We start from the raw sequence: 23,642 nt of genomic DNA on the forward strand, positions 1-23,642 counted from the left end.
GGCGCCCGTTCTGATCATCACGGGCCGACCGTACGGGACGACGCCCTCTGCCGGCGGAGCCTGATCCCCCAACGAAGGGCAGCCCGTCGTCGGCGGCTCCGCCTGGGCCCCGAAGCCATCACCGTCGAGTCGTCCTCTGGTGCCCGTCATCCCTGAGACGCAGTGGCCGGTTGTGTTTTCGCCCGCCTGGCGGAGGTTGTTCGGTCTGCGGAGCGATCCTGAACGGCCTCGCCCGCTGCGAGTCTCGAAGTGCACGGGCCGGTCCGGCCCGTGGACGTGAGGAGCGCAGATGTTCCAGGCCAGGCCGACCACGACCACTGACGAAGCAACACACACGACTCGCCGCGAGGGCCGCCTGCCTCGGGCGTGGCGTGCGGCGCACGAGCCCGCCGCAGGGGTGCCGCGCTGGGCCCGCCGGGTCGCCTACGCGGTGCCGCTGGTGGTGCTCCCGTCCGGGATCTGGCGCCTGGGCGTGCTGTTCGCCCCGGACAAGCGTGGCGGGGCGATCGAGGACTGGGCGATGAACGGCTACGTCGTCTTCCTCACCCTCATCTCCGAAGCGCTTGCCTTCACGGCCGTTGGACTGGTCGCCCGCTGGGGCGAGGTGTTCCCGCGCTGGATGCCGATATGGGGTGGGCGCCGGGTACCGACGGCCGCCGCGGTCGTCCCGGCCACGATCGGGGCGACGATCCTGACCCTGGTCTTCACGGTCGTCGCGATCGTCACCACGGTCACCCAGACCAAGATCAACGGCGATCCGCTGCCGGCCGACTACCCGAGCAAGGCGGGCGGCTGGGAGACCGTGTACTTCTATGCCTCCTACGCCCCTCTGGTCCTGTGGGGCCCGATGCTCGGTCTCCTGACGTACGCGTACTGGCGCCGACGCAGGTCGGCGACGGCCGGGCCGCACCAGAACCCGGGTCGCCGCACCCGAACGCTCCTCCGTCCGGCAAATCTTGCGTGATTCTGAACGTATTTTGCGCACCCCATGTACTGTGGCGTCATGACAATGAAGGTGGTGCAGGTAGCTGAGTTCGCGGGCGTGAGCCAGCTGACGGTCCGGCGGGTGCTGAACGGCAGCCCGAGTGTCGCCGCCGCGACCAGGGAGCGAGTGCTGCGGGCGCTGGACGTTCTGGGCCTCAAGCGGCCGGCAGGCGCGGCCGCGGAGCGTTCGCCTCTCGTGGGTGTTGTGGTCCCCGACCTCCAGAACCCGGTCTTCCCCTCGTTCGTGGAGGCGTTGGCAGGGCGCTTGAACAAGCGCGGCTATGTGCCGGTTCTTTGCACTCGTACAGCAGATGGGGTCTCCGAAGCCAACTACGTCGAGATGCTGCTGGCGCAGAACATAGGCGGGATCGTGTTCGTCGGGTCCAGCTACGCGGACGTCGGAGCGGAACAGGGGGCCGCGCTGAAGGAGCGGCAGGTGCCGATGGTGATGGTGAACGTCGCCGACGAGAACGCGGACCTGGTCCAGATCGCCGCCGACGACACACAGGCCGTTCAGCAGGCGATGCTTCATCTGGAAGGGATGGGGCACGAGCGCATCGGGCTGCTGGTCGGCCCGAGCGGCCACGTGCCGTCCGTACGGAAGCTGCGCGGGTTCGCGCAGTTCTGGCAGTCCAGGGGAGTGGAGCGGGGGCGGTGGGCGTCCTGGGTGGGCCACAGCCTGTTCGCCCTGGAGGCGGGCGCCCGCACCATCTCTGATCTTCTCGACCAGGGGGTGACCGCAGTTGTTTGCGGAAGCGACACCCTTGCGCTGGGGGCGATCCGGGGGGCCCGAAGGCGCGGGCTCGGGGTGCCGGAAAACCTCTCGGTGGTGGGCTTCGATGACTCCGCGTTCATGAGCGCGGTCGACCCGCCGCTGACCACGTGCCGGCAGCCGGTGGCCGCCATGGCCGAGGCCGCGATCGAGGCTCTCGACGAGCAGATCCGCAGCCGTCAGGCCGTACCGGGCCTGACCCTCTTTCAGGCCGAGCTGATCGTCCGGTCCTCCACCGCGAGGCCGAGTTCCGGCAGGTCACAGCCGAAGTAATCAATGTTTTGCAACATGTCATTGACTTTTTACATGGCTGACTTCTACCTTCTGCGTATCCGCCGGGGCTTCGGTTGACGGGGCGTCGGCGCAGTGCATCCACGGAAGGTAGATCAGTCATGGGCGGAATGCGCAGTCGCCGCAGGTTCATCGGCGCGGGGATAGCCTGCGTGCTTACCGGAGGGCTTGCCGCCTGCGGCGGCTCCCCTTCCTCGGGCAGCGAGGGCGGCGTGGTCACCATCTCGGTGAACGGCATGCCGCCCAAGACCCAGCCGGTGGACCGGAAGTACTTCGAGGAGGACGTCAAGGCCTTCGAGAAGGAGCACCCGAAGATCAGGATCGATGCCCGCGAGGGCCAGATGGACCCCAAGACCTTCTCCGCGAAGCTCGCCGGGGGACAGCTGGAGGACGTCTACTACGTCTACTTCACCGACCCCGCGGGTCTCATTCAGCGTCGCCAGGGCGCGGACATCACGAAGTACACCAAGGACCTGCCGCGGATCAAGGACATCAAGCCCGAGTACCTGAAGGTGTTCAGCGGGCCCGACGGAGGTCTGTACGGCCTGCCGAACGGCCAGTACTCCCTCGGTCTGGTCTACAACCGGGACCTGTTCAAGAAGGCCGGACTCGACCCGGACAAGCCGCCCACGACCTGGGACGAGGTCCGCAAGGCCGCCAAGAAGATCGCCGCGCTGGGTGAGGGAACCGTCGGCTATGCCGACTACAGCAAGAACAACCAGGGCGGCTGGCACTTCACGTCATGGGTCTACTCGATGGGCGGCGACATCGCCGCCCAGGACGGGGACGGGAAGTGGAAGGCGGCTTTCGACAGCAAGGCCGGCCGCGACGCGCTCCGGATGCTGCACGACATGCGCTGGACCGACAACTCCATGGGTACGCGGCAGCTGCTGCAGATCGATGACGTGCAGAAGATGATGGGCTCCGGAAAGCTCGGCATGTACATGGCCGGGCCGGACAACATTCCCACCATCGTCAAGCAGTTCGAGCGCAAGTACAGCGAATTCGGCGTCGCCGCGATGCCCGGCAAGGCCACCCTCGGCGGCGGCAACGGCTTCATGTTCAACCCCAAGGCATCGCCGGAGAAGATCAAGGCCGGCATCGAGTGGGTCCTGTGGAAGTACCTCAACCCGGACCGCACCGAGTTCGAGGACAAGCGCGCCTCCGGCAACGACGTCCCGATCGGCCTCCCGCTGGACCGGCTCCTGAACGGCCTGGCCGAAGACAAGCAGGAACGGGCCCACCAGAAGTACGCCAACGTGCCGCAGAAGAACTACAAGCCGTTCACCGAGCGGAACGACCTCCTCGACCAGAAGGTCGAACCGCCGAACGCCCAGCAGATCTACACGGTGCTGGACGGCGTCATGCAGGCGGTCCTGACCAAGAAGGACGCCGACCTCGACCAGCTGCTCAAGGACGCGTCCAAGAAGGTCGACACCATCCTCGCGACGGTCAAGTGACATGGCGGCTCCGACTCTCACCCGGGAACCCGTATCCCCTCCCGAGCCGCAGAAGGCGAGCATGCACAACCCGAGCAGGCGTCGGCGCCGCCTCAGCGAGCACCTTGTTGCCTACGGCTTCCTCGGCGCGGGCGTGCTCTGCTTCGCACTCTTCTCCTGGTACCCGATCATCCGCGGCTGGCTGCTCGGCTTCCAGCAGGTCACCTTCTCCCAGCCCGCCACATGGGTGGGCTGGGACAACTACCGCCGGCTCTTCGACGACCCGCTCTTCGTGACCGCGTGGAGGAACACCGGATACTTCACCCTCCTCGCCCTCGTCTTCGGATTCGCCGCCCCCTTCCTCACCGCGGTCGTCCTCAACGAGTTCCGCCACGCACGTTCCTACCTGCGGATGACCGTCTACCTCCCGGTCATGCTGCCGCCGATCGTCACCATGCTGCTGTGGCGCTGGTTCTACGACCCGGGCCCGGGTCTCTTCAACAACGTCCTGGAGACCCTTCACCTGCCGGCCCAGCAGTGGCTCGAGTCGGAGAACCTCTCCATGATCTCCCTCGTCCTGGTCTCCACCTGGGCGAACATGGGCACCACCACCCTCATCTACCTCGCCGCACTCGGCTCCATCCCCGGCGAGCTCTACGAGGCAGCCGAACTCGACGGAGCCTCCATCCGACAGCGGCTGTGGCACGTGACGATCCCGCAGATGCGGTTCATCCTGATGATCACCCTCCTGCTCCAGGTCATCGGCACCATGCAGGTCTTCATCGAGCCGTACGTGCTCACCGGCGGCGGACCCGACGACGCCACCGTGACCGTCCTGCTGCTGCTCTACCGCTATGCGTTCGTCTACAACGACTTCGGCATGGCCAGCGCCATGAGCACGGTGCTCTTCATCGTCCTCGGCCTCTTCGCGGCGGTGTACCTCCGGCTGACCCGCAGCAAGGGCTGAAAGGAACGACCATGTCCGACTCCTCCGAACGCACCCTCATCGCCCCCGCGGAGATGAACCGGCGCACCGGCCGCTTCCTCTACTGGTTCGTGCTGTCCTCGACCGTCCTCGGTTTCACCCTCGCCTTCGTCTTCCCCCTTTACTGGATGGCCAGTGGGGCACTGAAATCCTCCTCGGAACTGGCCGACCCGACCCCCACCCTCGTCCCGCACAGCTGGCACCCCGAGTCCTACTCCCAGGCATGGACGAACGTCGGACTGAGCCACTACTTCCTCAACACCCTGATCCTGGCCGCCGGCGCCTGGCTCACCCAGCTCCTCGTCGACGTGTCCGCCGCCTACGCCCTGTCCAAGCTGCGTCCCGCGCTGGGCAACATCGTCCTGGGCATGATGCTGGCCACCCTGATGCTGCCCGTATCCGCCCTGCTGGTACCGACGTACCTGACCGTCACCGACGTACCGCTGTTCGGCACCAACCTGATCAACACCCCCTGGGCGATCTGGCTGCCGGCCTGCGCGAACGCCTTCAACATCTTCATCCTGAAACGCTTCTTCGACCAGATTCCGGCCGAACTGCTCGACTCCGCGCGCATGGACGGAGCGGGACCCCTGCGCGTCCTGGTATCCGTCGTCCTGCCGTTGTCCCGGCCCGTACTGGCCGTGGTCTCCATCTTCGCCGTCGTCGGAGTGTGGAAGGACTTCCTCTGGCCCCTCCTGGTCCTCCCGGACCCGGCACGCCAGCCCATCACCGTCGCGCTCAACCGACTCGCCGAATTCATGCCCGCCAACCAGCTCCTGGCCGGCATGGTCATGGCCTCGATCCCCCTGCTGGTGATCTTCCTGATCTTCCAGCGGCACATCATCGCGGGCCTCACCGCCGGCAGCCTCAAGGGCTGACCCTCGGCCGGTACCACCACGGGCGAGCCCGGCGTACCCAGAGTGCCGCAGCCCATCACCCCCACGACGCCTGCGGCACTTCTCGACAGCGGCCATCACCGCAGCACAGCCCTGCCCCGGCCATCACCTCGGTCACTGCCCGCCGCCACCACGATCGGGCTCCGTTCCTCCCACGTCGAACCCGCACCCAGGCCCCGCAGACCTGCCCGGCCACCCCCGTTCGCCCCAGCCACCGACCTTTCAAGGGCGAGCCCCCTCCCGGAAGGACACACAGCCGTGTCGAAACTCCGCACCGTCAAGTCCCTGAAGCCCACCGCCGCCATATCCGCAGCCCTGCTCCTGGCCCTCACCGGCGCCCTCTCCTACAGCCTGGCCACCCCCGCACCCGCCTACGCCGCCACCTCCACGCTGGAGGCAGAGTCGGCGACGCTGTCGGGTGGGGCGGTCAGCCAGCAGGAGCACGCGGGATACACCGGCAGCGCGTACGTCGGCGGTCTGACCGACGGGAACAAGGGCCGCGCCACGATCGCGACCACCCTCCAGTCCGCCTACGCCGGCGCCGGTACGGTCACCGTCCGCTACGCCAACGGAACCGGATCGTCCAAGACGCTCACCCTGACCGCGGGCGGCGCGGCCCAGCAGATCACTCTGCCCGCCACCAGCGGCTGGGCGAGCTGGTCCACCATCGACGTGCCGGTCACCTTCACGCAGGGCGCCAACACCCTCACCCTCGCCTTCACCAGCAACGACAGCGGCAACGTCAACATCGACAACCTGAAGGCCACCACCCCGGCACAGCCGGACGACCCGACCCCCGTGGACCCCTCCACGCTGGAGGCGGAGTCGGCGACTCTGTCGGGTGGTGCGGTCAGCCAGCAGGAGCACGCGGGTTACACCGGCAGCGGCTACGTCGGCGGACTGACCGACGCCAACAAGGGCCGCGCGTCCCTCACCACCAGCGTGCAGTCCGCCTACGACGGGGCCGGCAGCCTCACCATCCGCTACGCCAACGGCACCGGCTCCAGCAAGACGCTGACCCTGACCGTGGGAAGCAGCACCGCGCAGGTCACCCTGCCCGCCACCAGCGGCTGGGACTCCTGGTCGACCGTCGACGTCCCGGTTTCGTACGCCAAGAGCGCCAACACGGTCAAGCTCGCCTTCACCGACAACGACAGCGGCAACGTCAACATCGACAACCTGAAGGCCACCACCCCCACCACCCCGACCGACCCCGGCGATCCCACCGACCCGGACCCGAGTGGCGCAGGTGCCACCTTGCCGTTCACCACGTACGAGGCCGAAGCCGGCAGCTTCAAGGGGTCGGCCATCGGCCCCGACCGCACCTACCTCACCGTGGCCTCGGAGGCATCCGGTCGGCAGGCCGTCAAGCTGACCCAGACCGGCGACTACGTCGAGGTCAAGCTCACCAAGCCCGCCAACGCCATCAACCTGCGCTACTCACTGCCCGACAGCAGCGACGGCAAGGGCATCGACGCCACCCTCAGCGCCTACGCCGACGGCAAGGCCCTGCCCGACCTCCACCTCACCTCCCGCTACGCCTGGGTCTACGGCGCCTACCCGTACACCAACAACCCGGGCGAGGGGCAGGGCCACCGTTTCTTCGACGAAACCCGCGCCACCTTCGGCCAGACCCTGCCCGCCGGCACCGTCCTGCGCCTGCAGAAGGACACCGGCGACACCGCCGCCTCCTACACCCTCGATCTGATCGAGGCCGAGGAGACCGGATCCGCCGCCACCCTGCCCAGCGGCTACGTCTCGGCCGCGGACCTCGGCGTCACACCGGGCGGCCAGGACGTCACCGCAGCCCTCAACAACGCTCTCAACACGGCCAAGAACCAGGGCAAGGGCCTGTTCCTCCCGGCCGGCACCTACAAGATCTCCGACCACATCAACCTCTCCGGCGTGAAGCTGCGCGGCGCGGGTGTGTGGCACACCGTGCTGCGCGGCACCGGCCTCAAGGGAGGCCTGTTCGGGCAGGGCGGCACCAGCACCATCGAGAACCTCATGATCGATGGTGAGAACACCGTCCGTGACGACGCCGGCGGCCAGGCCGCCATCGAGGGCGACTTCGGCACTGGGTCCGTCATCAAGAATGTCTGGATCCAGCACACCAAGGTCGGCCTCTGGATCTCCAGCCCGACCACCGGCCTCAAGGCCAGTGATCTGCGCATCCGCAACACCTACGCCGACGGCGTCAACCTGCACGGCGCGGTGAAGGACACAGTCGTCTCCAACAGCAGCATCCGCGGCACCGGGGACGACGCCCTGGCCATGTGGTCGGACGGCGCCGCGGTCACCAACAGCGCCTTCCGCAACAACACCGTCCAGTTGCCGTCCCTCGCCAACGGCGCCGCCGTCTACGGCGGAAACGGCAACAGCGTCGAGAACAACCTCATCTCCGACACCGTCGTCGCCGCCGCGGGCATCACCGTCTCCACCCGGTTCGGCGAACCGTTCAGCGGCACCACCACCGTCTCCGGCAACCTCCTGCGCCGCACCGGCAGCATGGAAGTGAACTGGAACACCAAGCTCGGCGCCCTGTGGGTGTACGCCGACCAGCACGACATCACCCAGCCCGTCGTCCTGCAGAACAACACCGTCGAGGACTCCACCTACAGCGGACTGCTCATCTCCTGGGAGAAGCAGGTCTCCGACCTGCGCGTGGACGGGCTGACCATCGACAAGACCGGAGCCAACGGCATCGAGGGCAACGCCGGCGGCAAGGGCACCTTCTCCAACACCAAGATCACCGCAACCGCCGAGGCACCCCTCAACATGACCGGCGGCTTCACCATCCAGCGCGGCAGCGGCAACTCCGGCTGGTAACCCGAACCGACCGCGGGTCCGGGTTGCCTCCCTGACCGGCCCGGCCCGCGGTTTCCCCCTACCCCGAAGACCCGTGGGCCCGGCCCAAGTCCCCGCCGGCCGGGCCCACGCACTGTTCGCACCACATACGAAGGCAGGCACCATGACCCCGCGCACCACCGACTGGTGGCGTCACGCAGCCATCTACCAGGTCTACCCGCGCAGCTTCGCCGACGGCAACGGCGACGGCATCGGCGACCTGGCGGGCGTGCGCTCCAGACTCGACTACCTCCAGCGCCTCGGCATCGAAGCCATCTGGTTCTCTCCCTGGTATCTGACGCCCATGGCGGACGCCGGCTACGACGTCACCGACTTCCGCCGGATCGACCCGCGCTTCGGCACCCTCGCCGAAGCCGAGAAGCTCATCGGCGAAGCCCACGAACGCGACATCCGCATCATCGTCGACGTCGTGCCCAACCACGTCTCCAACGAACACGCCTGGTTCACCGCTGCCCTCGACGCCGAGCCCGGCTCACCCGAACGCGAACTGTTCTGGTTCCGTGAAGGCCGCGGCGGCAACGGCGAACTGCCTCCCAACGCATGGCAGTCCATCTTCGGCGGCTCCGCCTGGACCCGTGTGCCCGACGGCCAGTGGTACCTGCACCTGTTCGCCCCCGAACAGCCCGACCTCAACTGGCGCAACCCTCTCGTGCGCGCCGAGTACGAAGACATCCTCCGCTTCTGGTTCGACCGCGGAGTCGACGGCATCCGCGTCGACTCCGCCGCCATGTGCAGCAAGGACCCGGACCTGCCCGACTACGACCACAGCGTCTTCCCCGACCCCCACCCGTACGTCGATCTCGACGAGAACCACGACATCTACCGCGGCTGGCGCGCCGTCGCCGACTCCTACCCCGAGCCCCGCGCGCTGATCGGGGAGGTCTGGCTCGCCGACCCCGACCGCTTCGCCCGGTACCTGCGCGCCGACGAACTCCACTCGGCCTTCAACTTCGACTTCCTCGGGTGCAGCTGGGACCCCACCGCTCTGCGTACCGTCATCGACCAGACCCTGGCCGCCCACGTCGGCGTCGGGGCCCCCAGCACCTGGGTGCTCTCCAACCACGACGTCACCCGCCACGTCACCCGCTACGGCCGCCCCGACACCAGCACCGCCGCCGGTATCCGCCAGTACAACCCCGTCGTCGACGAAGACCTCGGCCGCCGCCGCGCCCGCGCCGCAGCCCTGCTCACCATGGCGCTGCCCGGCGCCGTCTACATCTACCAGGGCGAGGAACTGGGCCTGCCCGAGGTCGAGGACATCCCCGCCCACCGCCGTGACGACCCCATCTACCACCGTACGAACGGAGAGGATCCCGGCCGCGACGGCTGCCGCGTCCCGCTGCCCTGGAACGGCACCACCGAGCCCTACGGCTTCAGCCCCGACGGCGCCGCATCCCCCTGGCTCCCGCAGCCCGCGACCTGGGCGCGGCTGACCGCGGCCGCTCAGGACGCCGACCCCCATTCCATGCTCACCCTCTACCGCCAGGCCCTCGCCCGCCGCGCGGCCGAGCCCGCCCTGGGGGACGGGCCCATGCAGTGGCTCGACTACGCACCCGACGTCCTCGCCTTCACCCGCGGTGAGAACTTCACCTGCATCGTCAACCTCTCCGCCACCCCCGTACAACTCCCGGACGGCGCCCAGGTACTCGTCTCCTCCCAGCCGCTGGGCCAGGGCGTGCTGCCCGTCGACACCAGCGTCTGGCTGCGTACCTCCTGAATCCGCACACCGGGCTGTGGTGTCGTACCTCGTGACACCACAGCCCGGTCGCGTCTGCGGCGCGGGCGCGGGGGACTGCGGACCGCTCGTCCTGGCGGGCCGGGCCGGGAGGCCGAACGGGCGGGCGCAGGGGCAGGTTTCGGCCGTTTTCCCCTGATCCGGGCCGCAGGGTGTTTGAGCGGGACCCACAGCAATTTGGTCCAGACCATTGACCCGTCGTTCGGTCGCTCTCTAGCATTTGCGGCATCACGGCACCCTCCCGGGGCAGCTGTCCCTCCCTCCTCACGCGTCACCCGCACGGGCCGTGCATGCATACGGTTTCAGCCAGGCGGCCGGACCGCCACGACCCGGCCCCCAGGAGCGTCATGCCCGATTCCAGCCAGCGGCCCTACTCCCCGACGTCCGGGTCGGAGGCCCAGGCCCCCGCCGAGGCCGTCCTCTCCGTCGGGCAGGAACGCCTCTGGTTCCTGGACCAGTTCGAGCCGGGGGACCCGGCGTACAACATTCCGCTCGTGCTCCGGTTCACCGGCGCTCTCTCGGCGGACGCCCTCGGCGCGGCGCTGGACGCCGTGGCGGCCCGGCACGAGGCGCTGCGCAGCCGTTTCCCCGCCGTCGATGGCCGCCCGTACGTCGTGGTGGATCCACCGGCCCCGGTTCCATGGGACAGCCATGATCTGCGGGGGTGCGCGGAGGCTGAAACCGCCGCAAGGACAGGGGAGTTCACCAATCGGCCGTTCGACCTGGCGGACGGGCCGCTGCTGCGTGCCGCACTGCTGCGGACCGGGGAGGACACGTACACTTTCTGTCTGGTCGTGCACCACATCGTCGCCGACGGCTGGTCGCTCGGCCTGCTGCGCTCCGAACTCGCCGCGCTCTACTCGACGTTCCGCGCAGGCGACGGGGCCGCCCTGGAGGATCCGCCCTCCTACCTGGCGCACGCCGCCGCGGAGCGCGCCTGGCTGGACGGCCCGGAGGCCGCCGCGGCCCTCGACCACTGGCGCCGGCTGCTCGACGGTGCCCAGCCCCTGGCGCTCCCCGCCGAGCGCCCCCGGCCTTCCGTTCCGACCAGCCGGGGCGCCTATCGCACCCAAGTCCTGCGCGGTCTGGGCGGGGCGGTGGAGCGCTTCGCCCGTGCCCGCCGGTTCACCCCCTTCATGGTGATCGCCGCGGCCTATCAGGTCCTCCTCCACCGCTGCACGGGCCAGGACGACTTCTGCGTGGGCGTGCCCACCGCCGCGCGCACGACGGTCGACAGCGAGCGGACCGTCGGCTACTTCTCCTCGACCCTCGTCCTGCGCGCCGACTTCTCCGGAACCCGCTCCTTCGATGCCCTGCTGCGGCAGATCCGGGGCGACTGGCTCCGCGCCCTGACGCACGGCCGCGTCCCGTTCGAACGGCTCACCGAGGAATTGCGGCACGACCGGGACACCGGACGCACGCCCGTCTTCCAGACGCTGCTGACCGTACACACCCAGAGCGGCGGCGACCTGGGCGAGCACCGTTTCGCGGACCTCCTCTGCGCCGAGGGCGACGGCGGCCACACCGCCGCCAAGTTCGAACTGAGCCTGGACGTCCGCCCGGACGGTGACGACCTGCACGCGGTCTTCGGCTACCGCACCGATCTCCTGGACGCGCCGGAGGTGGCCCGGTTCGCCGCCCGCTTCGAGATCCTGCTGCGCGCCGCCCTGGAGGAGCCCGACACGCCCGTGCACCTGCTGCCCCTGCTGGACGAGGGGGAGTCGGCGCTGCTACGGGACGAGGCGGCGGGGCCCGCGCTGCCGGAGCACCCCCCGACGGTCCTCGCCGCGATCGACCGGATGGCCCGGGCCGCCGATGCCCCGGCCCTCGTCGGCCCCGGGGAAAGCCTCACGCGCGGACAACTCGCCGACGCCTCCCGCGCCCTGGCCGCCCGGCTCCTGGCCGCCGGGGTCCGCCGCGGCGACCTCGTCGCGTTCTGCCTGCCCCGGGGACCGCGGCCGGTCGTGGTGATGCTCGCCGCCTGGCGCGTCGGCGCGGGCTTCCTCGCACTGGACCCGGAATACCCCGCCGGACGGCTCGACTTCATGCTCCGGGACAGCGGGGCAGCGGTCCTGCTGACCGAGGACGGCGCGCCGGTCCCGGGCCTCATCGCCGATGTCCCCGTCCTGTCCGCCGCCCCCAGCCACCCGTCCGGCCCGCCTCCCGGACCCGGCACCGAGGCCGGCCCGCTTCCCGACCCCGCCACCGGGCCCGGCCCGGACGATCCCGCGTACGTCATCTACACCTCGGGCTCCACCGGCACGCCCAAGGGCGTCCTCGTACCGCACCGCGCGCTCGCCGCTCGGGTCGCCTGGATGCGTCAGGGCTACGGCCTCGGCGAGAGCGACCGGGTCCTGCACAGCGCCTCGCTCTCCTTCGACACCAGCGCCGAGGAGATCTTCCCGGCCCTGGCGTCCGGCGCGGTCCTCGTCACCGCCCGCCCCGGAGCGGCCCTCGGCGACCAGCTGGCCGAGCCGTACGCGGCGGGGGTCACCGTCCTGGACCTGCCCACCCCCTACTGGCACCACCTCGTCGCCGACCTCGACGAAACCCCGTGGCCGGACACGCTGCGCCTGGTGATCCTGGGCGCCGACCAGGTGCGCGCCGAGGCGGTCGCCGCGTGGCGGGCCCGGTTCGGCGACACCGTGCGGCTGGTGAACTCCTACGGCCCGACGGAGACCACGGTCATCGCCACCACGGCGGAGCTCGGCGCGCCGGACGGGCTGCGCAGGCCGCCCATCGGCCGCCCGATCGGCGCGACCACCCTGGCCGTGCTGGACCGCCACGGCACACCCGTCCCGCCCGGCACCCCAGGCGAACTGGTCATCGGCGGGGCCGGGGTCGCCGACGGCTACCTGGGCCGCCCCGGGGCCACCGCCCGCGCTTTTGTGCCCGACCCGGACGGACCGCCGGGGGCCCGTCGCTACCGGACCGGCGACCGGGTCCGGCGCCGGGCCGACGGGCAGCTGGAATTCCTGGGCCGGCTCGACGGCCAGGTGAAGGTGCGCGGCTTTCGGGTCGAGCCCGGCGAGGTCGAGGCCGCGCTCACCGCCCTGCCCGGCGTGTCCGATGCCGTGGTCCAGGCCCGCGGCGACCGGCTCGTCGCCCACGTCGTACCGGCCCCGGACGCGCCTGCGCCGGACCCGGCCCGGCTGCGCGCGGAACTGGCCGCCGTGCTGCCCCCGCACCTGGTCCCCGGCGCCTGGGCCGTGCTCGACCGGCTGCCGCTCACCCCCAACGGCAAAGTAGACCGGGCGGCCTTGCCGGACCCCGGGGCCGCGTCCCTCGTGCGGGCCGCCTTCGTGGAGCCCAGGACCGAGGCGGAGGAACTCGTCGCCGACATCTGGCGCCAGGTGCTGGGCTCGGGTCCGGTCGGCGCCGACGACGACTTCTTCGACCTGGGCGGCCACTCACTCCTCGCGACGCGGGTCATCGCCCGGCTCCGCGCCTCCGTAGACCTCGCCGTCCCTCTGCGCACCCTGTTCACCCACCGCACCTGCGCCGCCTTCGCCGAAGCCGTGGAGGCCGCTCTGATGGCCGAGATCGACGCCTTGTCGGACACGGACGCCGAAGAGCTGTTGGCAGCGCAGGACGCACTGGAAGGAAGCCGGCCCCGCTCATGAGCGCCGACACCGCCCACCCGGCGGAACCAGCCGCCGCCCGCCTCTCGGCCGCGAAGCGGGAACTGCTGCGCCGCCGCCTGTCGGCGCGCCCCGCCGCCCGGGCCACCATCCCGCGCCGGGACCCGGACACGCCCGTGCCGCTCTCGTTCGCGCAGGAACGCCTTTGGTTCATGGAGCAGTTCGCCCCGGGCACCGCCGCGTACAACATCCCGGTGGTCCGGCGGCTGCGCGGCCCGCTGGACGCCGACCAGCTGCGCGCCGCCCTGGACGCGGCGGTCGCCCGGCACGAGACGCTGCGCTCGCGCTACCCGGCCACCGACGACGGCCGCCCGCTGCTGGTCATCGACCCGCCCGGCCCGGCGGCCCTCACCGAGGCCGTGGCCGAGTCACCGGCCGAGGCCGAACGCCTGGTGGACGAAGCGTCCGCCGTCCCCTTCGACCTGGAGCGCGGCCCGCTGCTGCGGGCCCTGCTGATCCGGCTGGCCGCCGACGACCACGTCCTGCTCCTGGTCGTCCACCACAGCGTCAGCGACGGCTGGTCCAGCGAGGTCCTGCTCGGCGATGTGCTGCGCCACTACGCCGCCGGTGTCGCGGGCGAGCCCGATCCGCTGCCCGAACTGGCTGTGCAGTACGGGGACTTCGCGCTGTGGCAGCGCGAGCAGCTGAGCGGTGAACGGCTCGCGGCCGAGGTCGCCCACTGGTCCGGCGAACTCGCCGGGATCGAACCGCTGGAGCTCGCCTTCTCCCGCCCCCGCCCGCCCCGCCAGACCTTCGAGGGCGCCGGGTACGCGTTCTTCGTCGACCGCGCCCTGCTCGACCGGCTCACGGCGCTCGGCCGGCTCCACGACGCGACCGTCCACATGGTGCTCCTGGCCGCCTTCCAGATCCTCCTCGCCCGCTTCAGCGGCCAGCGCGACTTCGCCGTCGGTTCCCCTGTCGCCGGACGCACCGAGCCGGAACTCGAAGACCTGGTCGGCATGTTCGTCAACGTCATCGCGCTGCCGGCCCGGCTGGAGGGCGATCCGTCATTCGCCGAGCTCCTGCGCCGCACCCGCGAAACCTGCCTGGACGCCTACGCGCACCAGGAACTGCCGTTCGCGCAGCTGGTCAGCGAGCTGAAGGTGGCACGCGACGTCTCGCGCCCGCCCGTCTTCCAGGCCGTGCTCGCCGTACAGAACTACGCCACCCAGCGCGACGCGACGGCGGCGGGCGGCCTGAGCGCCGAGCCCTTCGGGGTACGGGCCAGCGGCACCCGCTTCGATCTCGAACTCTTCCTCCAGGAGTGGCCCGACGGGCTGCACGGCTCCTTCAACTTCAACACCGACCTCTTCGACCCCGCCGACATCGGACGCCTCGCCGATCACCTCGGCAGGATCCTGCGCTCCGTGGCGGCCGCCCCCGAGACTCCGCTCTCCGGCCTCGCCGGGCCCACCCCGGAGGAGCACGAGACCGAGACCGAGCGGTACAACGACACCGCTGTGGACCGTCCGCCCACCACCCTCACCGCCCTGGTGGCCGAGCAGATCGCCCGGACCCCCGACGCGGTCGCCGTCGCCGTCGAGGGCCGGCCCGCCCTCACCTACCGGCAGCTCGACGAGCGGGCCGACCGGATCGCCGCCCGGCTGGCCGCCGAGGGCATCGGTCCGGGCGGCCTCGTCGCCATCTGCTCGGAGCGCTCACCCGAACTCGTCGCCGGCCTGCTCGGCATCCTGCGCACGGGCGCGGCCTACGCCCCGCTGGAACCCGGCTACCCCGCCGAACGCCTCGCCTTCCTCCTCGCCGACAGCGACGCGCCCGTCCTGCTCACGCAGCGCGGACTGCCCACCCCGCACGGCTGCACCGCGCAGATCATGCTGCTGGACGACCCCGAGGAACCGCCCCGCTCGCGCCGCGGTCCGGCCGGACCCACCCCCGACGACCCCGCCTACCTCATCTACACCTCCGGCTCCACCGGCCGCCCGAAGGGCGTGCCCAACACCCACCGGGCCATCGCCAACCGCCTCCAGTGGATGCAGGACACCTACCGCCTGGGCCCCGACGACGCCGTCCTGCAGAAGACCCCCGTCGGCTTCGACGTATCGGTGTGGGAGTTCTTCTGGCCCCTGACCACCGGTGCGCGCATCGTCCTCGCCAAGCCCGGCGGGCAGAAGGACGCCGGCTATCTGCTCGACCTCATCGCCACCGCGGGTGTCACCGTCGCGCACTTCGTGCCCGCCATGCTGACCGTCTTCCTCGCCGAGGAGGGCGTCGAACGGTGCACGACGCTGCGCCGCGTGATCAGCAGCGGCGAGGCCCTGCCGCCCGACACGGCCCGCGAACTGACCGGCCGGCTGCCGCACTGCGCCCTCGCCAACCTGTATGGACCGACGGAGGCGGCGGTCGACGTCTCCTCGTGGGAGTGCGCCGGCCCCCTGGAGACGGTGCCGATCGGACGGCCCATCGACAACACCCGGCTGTACGTGCTGGACGCCGCCCTGCGCCCCGTGCCGCCCGGGGCCCCCGGTGAACTGCACATCGGCGGCACCGCCGTGGCCCTCGGCTACCACCGCAGGCCCGGCCGGACCGCGGCCCGGTTCGTGCCCGACCCGTACGGTCCGCCCGGCTCGCGCCTCTACCGCACCGGGGACCTGGCCCGCCGCCTCCCGGACGGCACCCTCCAGCACCTCGGCCGCGTCGACGCGCAGATCAAGCTGCGCGGGCTGCGCATCGAGCCCGGCGAGACCGAGGCCGCGCTGCGCGCCCAGCCCCACGTAGCCGACGCGGCTGTCGTCCTGCGCGAGGACCGGCCCGGCGACCAGCGCCTCGTCGGATACGTCGTGGCCGCCGGCCCGGACGAGCCCGATCCGGTCCGGCTGCGTACGGCGCTCAAGCGGGTGCTCCCCGAACACCAGGTGCCCTCGGTGGTCGCCGTCGTCCCCGCCCTGCCGCTCACCCCCAACGGGAAGCTCGACCGCCGTGCCCTGCCCGCGCCGCAGCTGCGGCGGTCGTCCGGCGCGACCCGGCCCGCCACCGAGGTGGAACGCCTGCTCGCCGGGATCTGGGGCGAGGTGCTCGGGCTGACGGAGGTCGGCACGGACGAGGACTTCTTCGACATCGGCGGCCACTCGCTCCTGGCCACCCAGGTCGTCGCGAGGGCCCGCGCCCGGCTGACCGAGGCGGGCGCCCGGCCCGTCAGCGTCATGGACCTCTTCACCCACCGCACCGTCCGCGACCTGGCCGCCGTCGCCTCCCGGGACGAGAGCGACGACTCCCCGAGGCCGCTGCTGCACCGGCTCACCCCGCCCGTGTCCGCCGCCCACCGCACCCGCACCTTCGTCTGCGTGCCGTACGGCGGCGGCAGCCCCGTCGTCTACCAGCCCGTCGCCGACGCACTGCCCGCCGACACCGAGCTGTGGGCGGTCGCCGTACCGGGCCACGACGTCGGTGTCACCGAGGAGTCCGTGCCGTTCGACGAACTCGCCGAGCGCATCGCGGCAGAGGTACGGGAGCGGACCGAGGGGCCCGTCGTGGTCTACGGGCACTGCGCGGTCGGCACGGCCCTGGCGATTTCCGTCTCCCGGCTGCTGGAAGCCGCCGGGCACCCGCTGGAGGCGGTCTACGCAGGAGCCCAGTTCCCCTTCGCCCGGCCCCGCAGCCGGGTGCTCAACGCACTGAGCCGCGTCGCCTCACTCGAACCGCTGCTCGGCGACCGGGTCTACGCGAACTGGCTCATCGGGCTCGGGGTGAACACCTCCGACCTCGACAAGGAGCAGGCGGCCTTCATCATCGGCAACATGCGCAGGGACACCCAGGCCGCCGAGGACTACTTCACCCGCGCCATCGCCGACGTGGCCGCCGGCGCGCCACGGCTGCGCGCCCCGCTCATCTGCCTGATCGGCGACCAGGACCCGGCGGCCGACTTCTACCAGGAGCGCTACCGCGAGTGGCTGCTGCTGGCCGAGCGCTCCGCCGTCGCCGTGCTCGACCAGGGCGGCCACTTCTTCCTCAAGTACCGGGCCACCGAGGTCGCCGAGGCGGTGACCACCGTGCACCCCGCGGTGTGCGACGGCGTGACCGACGAACTGCCCGCCCGCGATCCGCGGAACTCGTGGTGGTTCCACGGGGACACCGGGCCGGTGACGGCTGCCGAGGAGTCCGGCAGGGAAACCCCCGCCGAGGAAGCGGAGTCCGACGCCGGGCCCGAACCCAGCATGCGACGGTTCCTCGCGGTCGCGAGCGGGCAGCTGGTCTCCATCACCGGTTCGGCGCTGACCGAATTCGCGCTGCCGCTCTGGATCCTGCTGAACACCGGCTCCCTCACCCGGTACGCGCTCTACGCGGTGATCGCCATGGTCCCCGGCATCCTCGTCGGCCCGCTGGCGGGCGCCCTCGTCGACCGGCTGGACCGGCGCACCGTACTCCTCGCGGGCGACCTCACCGCCTGCACCACGCAGGCCGGCCTCCTGGCCCTGCTCCTCACCGGGAACCTGCACTCCTGGGAGGTGTACGTCCTGCTGGGCGTGCTCTCCCTCGCCCTGACCTTCCAACGGCTCGCCTACGCCTCGGCGGTCCCGCAGCTGGTACCCAAGCAGTATCTCGGCCACGCCAACGGCATCGTCCAACTCGCGTTCGGCACCGCCCAGTTCGTCGTGCCGCTGGTGGCCGTCGCGCTGATGGCCGCAATCGGTCTGGGCGGCATCCTCGTCATCGACGTGGCCAGCTACGTCCTGGCCATCGGCGTCCTGCTCGCGGTCAAGTTCCCCCGGACGCTGCCGTGGACCCGGCGCGAGTCCCTCGTCTCCGAGATCCGGCACGGCTTCGCCCATTCCTGGCGCAACCGGGGCTTCCGGGCGATGCTGCTGTGGTTCGCCGGGCTGAACCTCTTCCTCTCCCCGCTCTTCCTGCTCATCACCCCGCTGGTCCTCGCCTTCGACGACCTCCAGGGCGCGGCGCGGGTCGCGATGGCGGGCGGCGCGGGCGCGATCCTGGGCGGGGTCGTCATGGGGTTCTGGGGCGGCCCCCGGCGCCACCGGCTGCGCGGCATGCTCGGCCTCGCCGCACTGCTCGCCCTGGCCGGGGCCCTCACCGGGCTGCACGCCGGTCTCTGGGTGATCGCCGCCGGAGCCTTCGGCATGTCGTTCGCGCTCTCCCTCGTCAACGGCGTCTACTCCACGATCGTCCAGGTCAAGGTCCCGCAGCGCTTCCACGGCCGCGTCTTCGCCCTGAACACCCTCGTCGCCTGGTCCACCCTGCCGCTGGGCCACGGGATCATCGCCCCGCTCGGCTCCTCGGTGCTGGGGCCCCTGATGGAGCCCGGCGGGGCGCTCGCCCCCGTCTTCGGCCCCTTGATCGGCACCGGACCCGGGCGCGGCATCGCCCTGATGTACGTGCTGTTCGGGTGCGCCATGCTCGGCCTGGTCGCGCTCGGCCTGCGCCTTCCGGTGCTGGCGCGCTTCGACCGGGACGTGCCCGAGGCCGAGCCGGACGATCTGGTCGGTCTGCGCGAGCGCGCCCGTATCGCCGCCGCCCGCCGCGCGAAGGAGAGCCGGACATGACACCGGCAGCGGCCACCACACTGCCCGCCCTGCTCGCCCACCGGGCCGCCGCCCATGGCGAGCGCACCGCCCTGGTCACCGGCCGCGAACGGCTCGACTTCGCGTCCTGGCACGCCCGGTCGGGGGCGTACGCCTGCGCGCTGCGCTCCGCCGGGGTGCGGCCCGGGGACCGCGTGGTGCTGCACCACGGCACGGCCCGGTGGACCGAATACGCCGTCGCCTTCCTCGCGGTGCTGCGGGCGGGCGGGGTGGCCGTGCCGCTGTCCGACCGGACGGCGCCCGCCACCACCGCCCATGTGCTCGCGGACACGCGGGCCCGCTTCCTGCTGCACGGGACGGGGGACGCCCCGCCCGCGCTGCCGGAGGGCACCACCGTGCTGACGGAGGCGGATGCCGACGGTCATCCCTCCGGGCCCGACCTGCCCGAGCCCGCCCCCGGTGACCTCGCCCAGATCCTCTACACCTCCGGCACCACCGGCACCCCGAAGGCGGTAGGAGCCCGGCACGCCAACCTGGCGTACGGCTGCACCCTGGACGAGCGCAGGCGGCCGCTGCGTCACTCGTCCGCCTTCCTGCACGCCTTCCCCGTCGGCACGAACGCCGGGCAGACCATGCTGGTCAACGCGCTGAACGCGTACGCCACCTGTGTCACGGCCCCGCAGTTCACCCCGGCCCGCTTCCTGCGCCTGCTCTCGGAGCACGACATCGGCAGCGTGTTCCTCGTACCGGCCATGGCGATCGAACTGCTGGCGTCCGCCGCGCTCACCGACGCGGGGTCGTCGGGTGCGCGCGACGCCGTGCGCCTGGTGGGTTCCACGGCCGCCGCCCTCCCTCAGCCGGTCGCGCTCGGACTCGTCCGGGCCTTCCCGAAGGCGCAGATCGTCAACTACTACACCTCCACCGAAGCCGCCCCCGCCCAGGTCACCCTGCTCTTCGACCCAGCCCGCCCGGACTCGCCCGGCCGCCCCGCCTCCCTGGCCGATCTGCGGGTGACCACACCCGGGGGAGAGCCGCTTCCCACGGGGCGGCCGGGAGAGCTGTGGCTGCGATCGGCGGCGGCTCCGCGGGCGTACGTGGGTGAGGCGGACGACGAGGTCTTCCAGGGGCGCTGGATACGCATGGGCGACCTGGGCCGCGTGGACGAGGAGGGCTTCCTCCACTTGCTCGACCGGGAGCGGGACGTCGTCAAGTCGGGCGCCCACAAGGTTTCCACCCTCCAGGTCGAGAACGCCCTGCACGCCCACCCGCTGGTCCGGGACGCCGCCGCCCTCGGAGTGCCGCACCCGGTCCTGGGAAGCGTCGTCGCCGCCGTGGTCGTCGCCGACGACGGTCTGACCACCACCGCCCTGCGGGCCTTCCTGCTCGACCTGCTGGCCGTCCACGAACTGCCGGCCACCGTGCTGTTCCACGACACCCTGCCGCGCAACGAGGCCGGCAAGGTCCTCAAACGCGAACTGCGCCGCATCCTCGCCCAAGACCACCCCGAGGCCATCCTGTGAACGCGACCCTCAGCTCCGCCCAGCACGGCGTCTGGCTCACCGAACGCACCCTGGACACCGCTTCCGCCTATCACCTGACCCTGGCCGTGCGTCTCGACGGCCCGCTCGACACCAGCCGCCTGGACCGGGCCTGCGCCGCCGTCGCCGCCCAGCACCCGGCCCTCACCACGGTGTTCGCCGCGGACGGCACCCCCCGGCCCGGCCCCGGACCCGGGCACCCGCGCACGGTCGAGTGCACCGACGGCACACTCGACGCGCTGCTCGCCCGGGAACGGGCCCAGCCCTTCGACCTCGCCCACGGCCCGCTGCACCGCTTCGCGCTCCTGCGGCTGTCCCCGGTCCGGCACGTCCTGGTCCTGACCGCCCATCACCTCGTCTTCGACGGCGAGTCCAAGGACCGGCTGGTCGACGACCTGGCCACCGCCTACCGGGGCGGGCCACCGGCTCCGGCCGCCCCGCAGCCGGCCGCCGCACCGTCCCCCGACGCCCTCGCGGACGCCGAGGCGTACTGGGCCACCCGCTGGCGCGACCCGGCCGCTCCCGTGCTGCCGGGGCTCGCGGTCTCCTCGGTGGCTGGGACCGCCCCCGCGCCGGGCGCGGAGATCACGTGGAGCCTCGGCCCCGAGCGGGCCGCGCAGCTGGGCGCCACGGCCGAACGGCTCGGGCTCACCCGCTTCGAACTGCTCACCGCGTCCTGGCACGCGCTGCTCGCCCGCTACGGCGAGGCCGCCCCCGTCACGGCCATCGAGCTGTCGCTCCGTACGCCCGGCACGGCCACGGGCGTGGGGCTGGCCGTCAACGAGCTGCCCCTCTTCACCACCGCCGACCTGGACGCACCCTTCGCGTCCTGGTCCCGGACGGTGCGTGCCGGACTGCGCGCCCTGTACCGGCACCGGGCCGTCCCGCTCGGCCGTTCCGTACGCGGACTGACCCCGCGCACCGCGCTGACCCCGCTCTCCCTCAGCTACCGGCGGCGCCCTGAGCGACCGCGCCCCGACTTCGGTGCCGAGGTCCGCGCCGAGGTCCGCTGGCTCGGCTTCTGCGGCACCGCGCGCAACCTGGCGCACCTCCAGCTCGTCGACTCGGGTACGGAGGTGGAGGCGAGCCTCCAGTTCCGCGCGGCGGCGCTCACCGCCGACGGCGCGCGACGGATCGCGGACCACTGGACGGCCCTCCTCGACGGCGTACTGGCCAGGCCCGACACCCCGGTCGGCGATCTGCCGCTGCTGACACCCGGTGAACGGTCCGCGCAATTGGCAGCGCCGAGTCCGCGGCCCGAACTCACCCGGCGCACGGTGCCCTCGCTGTTCGCCGAGGCGGTGGCCGCCCATCCCCACGCGACCGCCGTCGTCTGCGGCGACGAGACCCTGACCTACCGGGAACTGTCCGCCCTGGTCGCACACGCGGCCGCCGCGCTGGGCAGGCACGGCGCGGGCCCCGGCACCCTCGTCGGCATCGAACTGCCGCGCGGCCGCGACCAGTTGGTGGCCCTCCTCGCCTCGCTGGTCCTCGGCTCCGTCCACCTGCCGCTCGACCCCGACCACCCGGCCGAGCGGCTGGCGTTCCTCAGGGCCGACTCCCGCCTCGCGCTGCGCGTCACCACACGCCCCGAGGGCCCCGGCGACCTCACCCCGGCGGCGCTGGCACCCGTCGGCCCGGACACCCCGGCGCTGCCCCCGGGCCCAACGCCCGCCCACCCCGCGTACGTGCTCTACACCTCCGGCTCGACCGGACGCCCCAAGGGTGTCGAGGTGCCGCACTCGGCGCTCGCCAACGTCCTGGGCGCGCTGCGCGACCACCTGGGCTCCGGCCCCGACGACCGCTGGCTCGGGCTCACCTCGCTGTCCTTCGACATCTCGGCGGTCGAACTCCTGCTGCCCCTCATCAGCGGCGGGCGCGTCGTCCTGGTACCGGAAGGCGGCCACCGCGACGGGCCCGCGCTGCTCGGGCTCATCGATCGCCACCGGGTCACACATGTCCAGGCCACGCCCAGCGGGTGGCGGCTGCTGCTCGACGCGGGGCTCGGCGACGACGCGGCCGGACTCACCGCACTGTCCGGCGGCGAGGCGCTGCCACCCGCGCTGGCCGAGGAGCTGGGCACCGTCGGCAAACGAGTGGTGAACGTCTACGGCCCGACCGAGACCACCATCTGGTCCACCCTCGCGGAACCCGCCGTGGGAGCCGACGGCCAGGTCCTCATCGGCGAACCGCTCGCCAACACCCGCGCCTACATCCTGGACGCCCGGCTGCGCCCGGTCCCGTACGGACTGCCCGGCGAGCTCTACCTCGGCGGCGCCGGTCTGGCGCACGGCTACCGGCACCGCCCCGGCCTGACGGCCACGCGGTTCGTCCCCGACCCGTACGGGCCCGCGGGCGCGCGCCTCTACCGCACCGGAGACCTCGTGCGGCGGCTGCCCGACGGAGGCCTCGTCTGCATCGGCCGCTCGGACAACCAGGTCAAGGTGCGTGGCCACCGGATCGAACTGGGCGAGATCGAAGCCCGGCTGGCTTCGCACCCCTCGGTCGCGCAGGCCGCAGCCGCGGTGCACGGCGCGGACGGCGAGCGCAGGCTGAGCGCCTACGTCATCCCGGCCGGCCCGGCGCCCACGGCCCAGGAGCTGCACGCCCACCTCGCCGCCGCACTCCCCGCCGCCGCCGTCCCCGCCACGTACACGGTGCTGGAGGCGTTCCCGCTCACCCCCAACGGCAAGCTGGACCGGGCCGCGCTTCCCGAGCCGGTCCCCGCGCGCGGACCCGCGGCGGGCGGCGGCGCGGAGACCGGATCCGACCCCACCACCGAAGCGGTGCTCGCGATCTGGCGCGAGGTCCTGGAGCTGGACGATCTCGGCTGCGACGAGGACCTGTTCGACCTCGGCGGCCACTCCCTGACCATCACCGCCATCGCCGCCCGCATCCACCGCACCCTGGGCGTGGACCTCCCGTTCGACGTCTTCTTCGACGCCCCCACCGTGCGCGGCATCGCCGCCGCCGTCACCGCACTGCGCAAGGAGTAGCA

General features: G+C 71.9%; 11 protein-coding genes. All 11 read left to right on the top strand.

The genetic code is table 11. The annotated features are described in order from the left end of the window. The first annotated feature begins 289 nt into the window (after nt 1–289). The 11 genes from AMK18_RS07890 to AMK18_RS07940 all read left to right on the top strand — a co-directional run bounded on the left by AMK18_RS07890 (nt 290) and on the right by AMK18_RS07940 (nt 23,640). Nucleotides 290–964: a hypothetical protein gene (locus AMK18_RS07890; RefSeq protein ID WP_241836488.1), complete on the top strand. Its 675-nt coding sequence runs from the start codon at nt 290–292 to the stop codon at nt 962–964. A 39-nt stretch (nt 965–1,003) separates the two neighbouring features. After that, nucleotides 1,004–2,029, top strand: coding sequence for a LacI family DNA-binding transcriptional regulator (locus AMK18_RS07895; RefSeq protein ID WP_073862319.1), 1,026 nt, complete (start codon nt 1,004–1,006; stop codon nt 2,027–2,029). A 230-nt stretch (nt 2,030–2,259) separates the two neighbouring features. Beyond that, nucleotides 2,260–3,507, top strand: coding sequence for an extracellular solute-binding protein (locus AMK18_RS07900; RefSeq protein WP_073862212.1), 1,248 nt, complete (start codon nt 2,260–2,262; stop codon nt 3,505–3,507). Between the two features lies 1 nt (nt 3,508). Next, nucleotides 3,509–4,453 carry an ABC transporter permease subunit gene (locus tag AMK18_RS07905; RefSeq protein ID WP_026171742.1) on the top strand — a complete coding sequence of 315 codons (945 nt, stop codon included), beginning with the start codon at nt 3,509–3,511 and terminating at the stop codon, nt 4,451–4,453. A gap of 11 nt (nt 4,454–4,464) precedes the next feature. Next, nucleotides 4,465–5,349 (top strand): carbohydrate ABC transporter permease, encoded by an 885-nt coding sequence (locus AMK18_RS07910; RefSeq protein WP_073862213.1) that lies wholly within the window; start codon nt 4,465–4,467, stop codon nt 5,347–5,349. Nucleotides 5,350–5,625: 276 nt separating this feature from the next. Then, nucleotides 5,626–8,196 (top strand): carbohydrate-binding protein, encoded by a 2,571-nt coding sequence (locus AMK18_RS07915; RefSeq protein WP_073862214.1) that lies wholly within the window; start codon nt 5,626–5,628, stop codon nt 8,194–8,196. A gap of 142 nt (nt 8,197–8,338) precedes the next feature. Continuing rightward, on the top strand, nt 8,339–9,952 hold the full coding sequence (locus AMK18_RS07920) for a glycoside hydrolase family 13 protein (protein WP_073862215.1): 1,614 nt from the start codon (nt 8,339–8,341) through the stop codon (nt 9,950–9,952). A gap of 365 nt (nt 9,953–10,317) precedes the next feature. Then, nucleotides 10,318–13,593, top strand: coding sequence for a non-ribosomal peptide synthetase (locus AMK18_RS07925; protein WP_073862216.1), 3,276 nt, complete (start codon nt 10,318–10,320; stop codon nt 13,591–13,593). Further along, nucleotides 13,590–19,127 (top strand): non-ribosomal peptide synthetase/MFS transporter, encoded by a 5,538-nt coding sequence (locus AMK18_RS07930; protein ID WP_073862217.1) that lies wholly within the window; start codon nt 13,590–13,592, stop codon nt 19,125–19,127. Before AMK18_RS07925 ends, AMK18_RS07930 begins: the two co-directional genes overlap by 4 nt. Further along, nucleotides 19,124–20,626: a class I adenylate-forming enzyme family protein gene (locus AMK18_RS07935; protein WP_073862218.1), complete on the top strand. Its 1,503-nt coding sequence runs from the start codon at nt 19,124–19,126 to the stop codon at nt 20,624–20,626. The genes AMK18_RS07930 and AMK18_RS07935 overlap by 4 nt, the downstream gene beginning before the upstream one ends. Continuing rightward, the gene (locus tag AMK18_RS07940) at nt 20,623–23,640 is read left to right on the top strand and encodes a non-ribosomal peptide synthetase (RefSeq protein ID WP_073862219.1); all 3,018 of its coding nucleotides are present in this window, start codon (nt 20,623–20,625) and stop codon (nt 23,638–23,640) included. Before AMK18_RS07935 ends, AMK18_RS07940 begins: the two co-directional genes overlap by 4 nt. The last annotated feature ends 2 nt before the right edge of the window (nt 23,641–23,642 follow it).

It is taken from the genome of Streptomyces sp. CB01249 (assembly GCF_001905735.1).
Taxonomy (GTDB): domain Bacteria; phylum Actinomycetota; class Actinomycetes; order Streptomycetales; family Streptomycetaceae; genus Streptomyces.

What these genes read in the sequence shown, in the direction of transcription:
- AMK18_RS07905 (WP_026171742.1), top strand. Translation starts at nt 3,509, where the DNA reads ATGGCGGCTCCGACTCTCACCCGGGAACCCGTATCCCCTCCCGAGCCG.
- AMK18_RS07935 (WP_073862218.1), top strand. Translation starts at nt 19,124, where the DNA reads ATGACACCGGCAGCGGCCACCACACTGCCCGCCCTGCTCGCCCACCGG.
- AMK18_RS07910 (WP_073862213.1), top strand. Translation starts at nt 4,465, where the DNA reads ATGTCCGACTCCTCCGAACGCACCCTCATCGCCCCCGCGGAGATGAAC.
- AMK18_RS07925 (WP_073862216.1), top strand. Translation starts at nt 10,318, where the DNA reads ATGCCCGATTCCAGCCAGCGGCCCTACTCCCCGACGTCCGGGTCGGAG.
- AMK18_RS07895 (WP_073862319.1), top strand. Translation starts at nt 1,004, where the DNA reads ATGACAATGAAGGTGGTGCAGGTAGCTGAGTTCGCGGGCGTGAGCCAG.
- AMK18_RS07930 (WP_073862217.1), top strand. Translation starts at nt 13,590, where the DNA reads ATGAGCGCCGACACCGCCCACCCGGCGGAACCAGCCGCCGCCCGCCTC.
- AMK18_RS07890 (WP_241836488.1), top strand. Translation starts at nt 290, where the DNA reads ATGTTCCAGGCCAGGCCGACCACGACCACTGACGAAGCAACACACACG.
- AMK18_RS07920 (WP_073862215.1), top strand. Translation starts at nt 8,339, where the DNA reads ATGACCCCGCGCACCACCGACTGGTGGCGTCACGCAGCCATCTACCAG.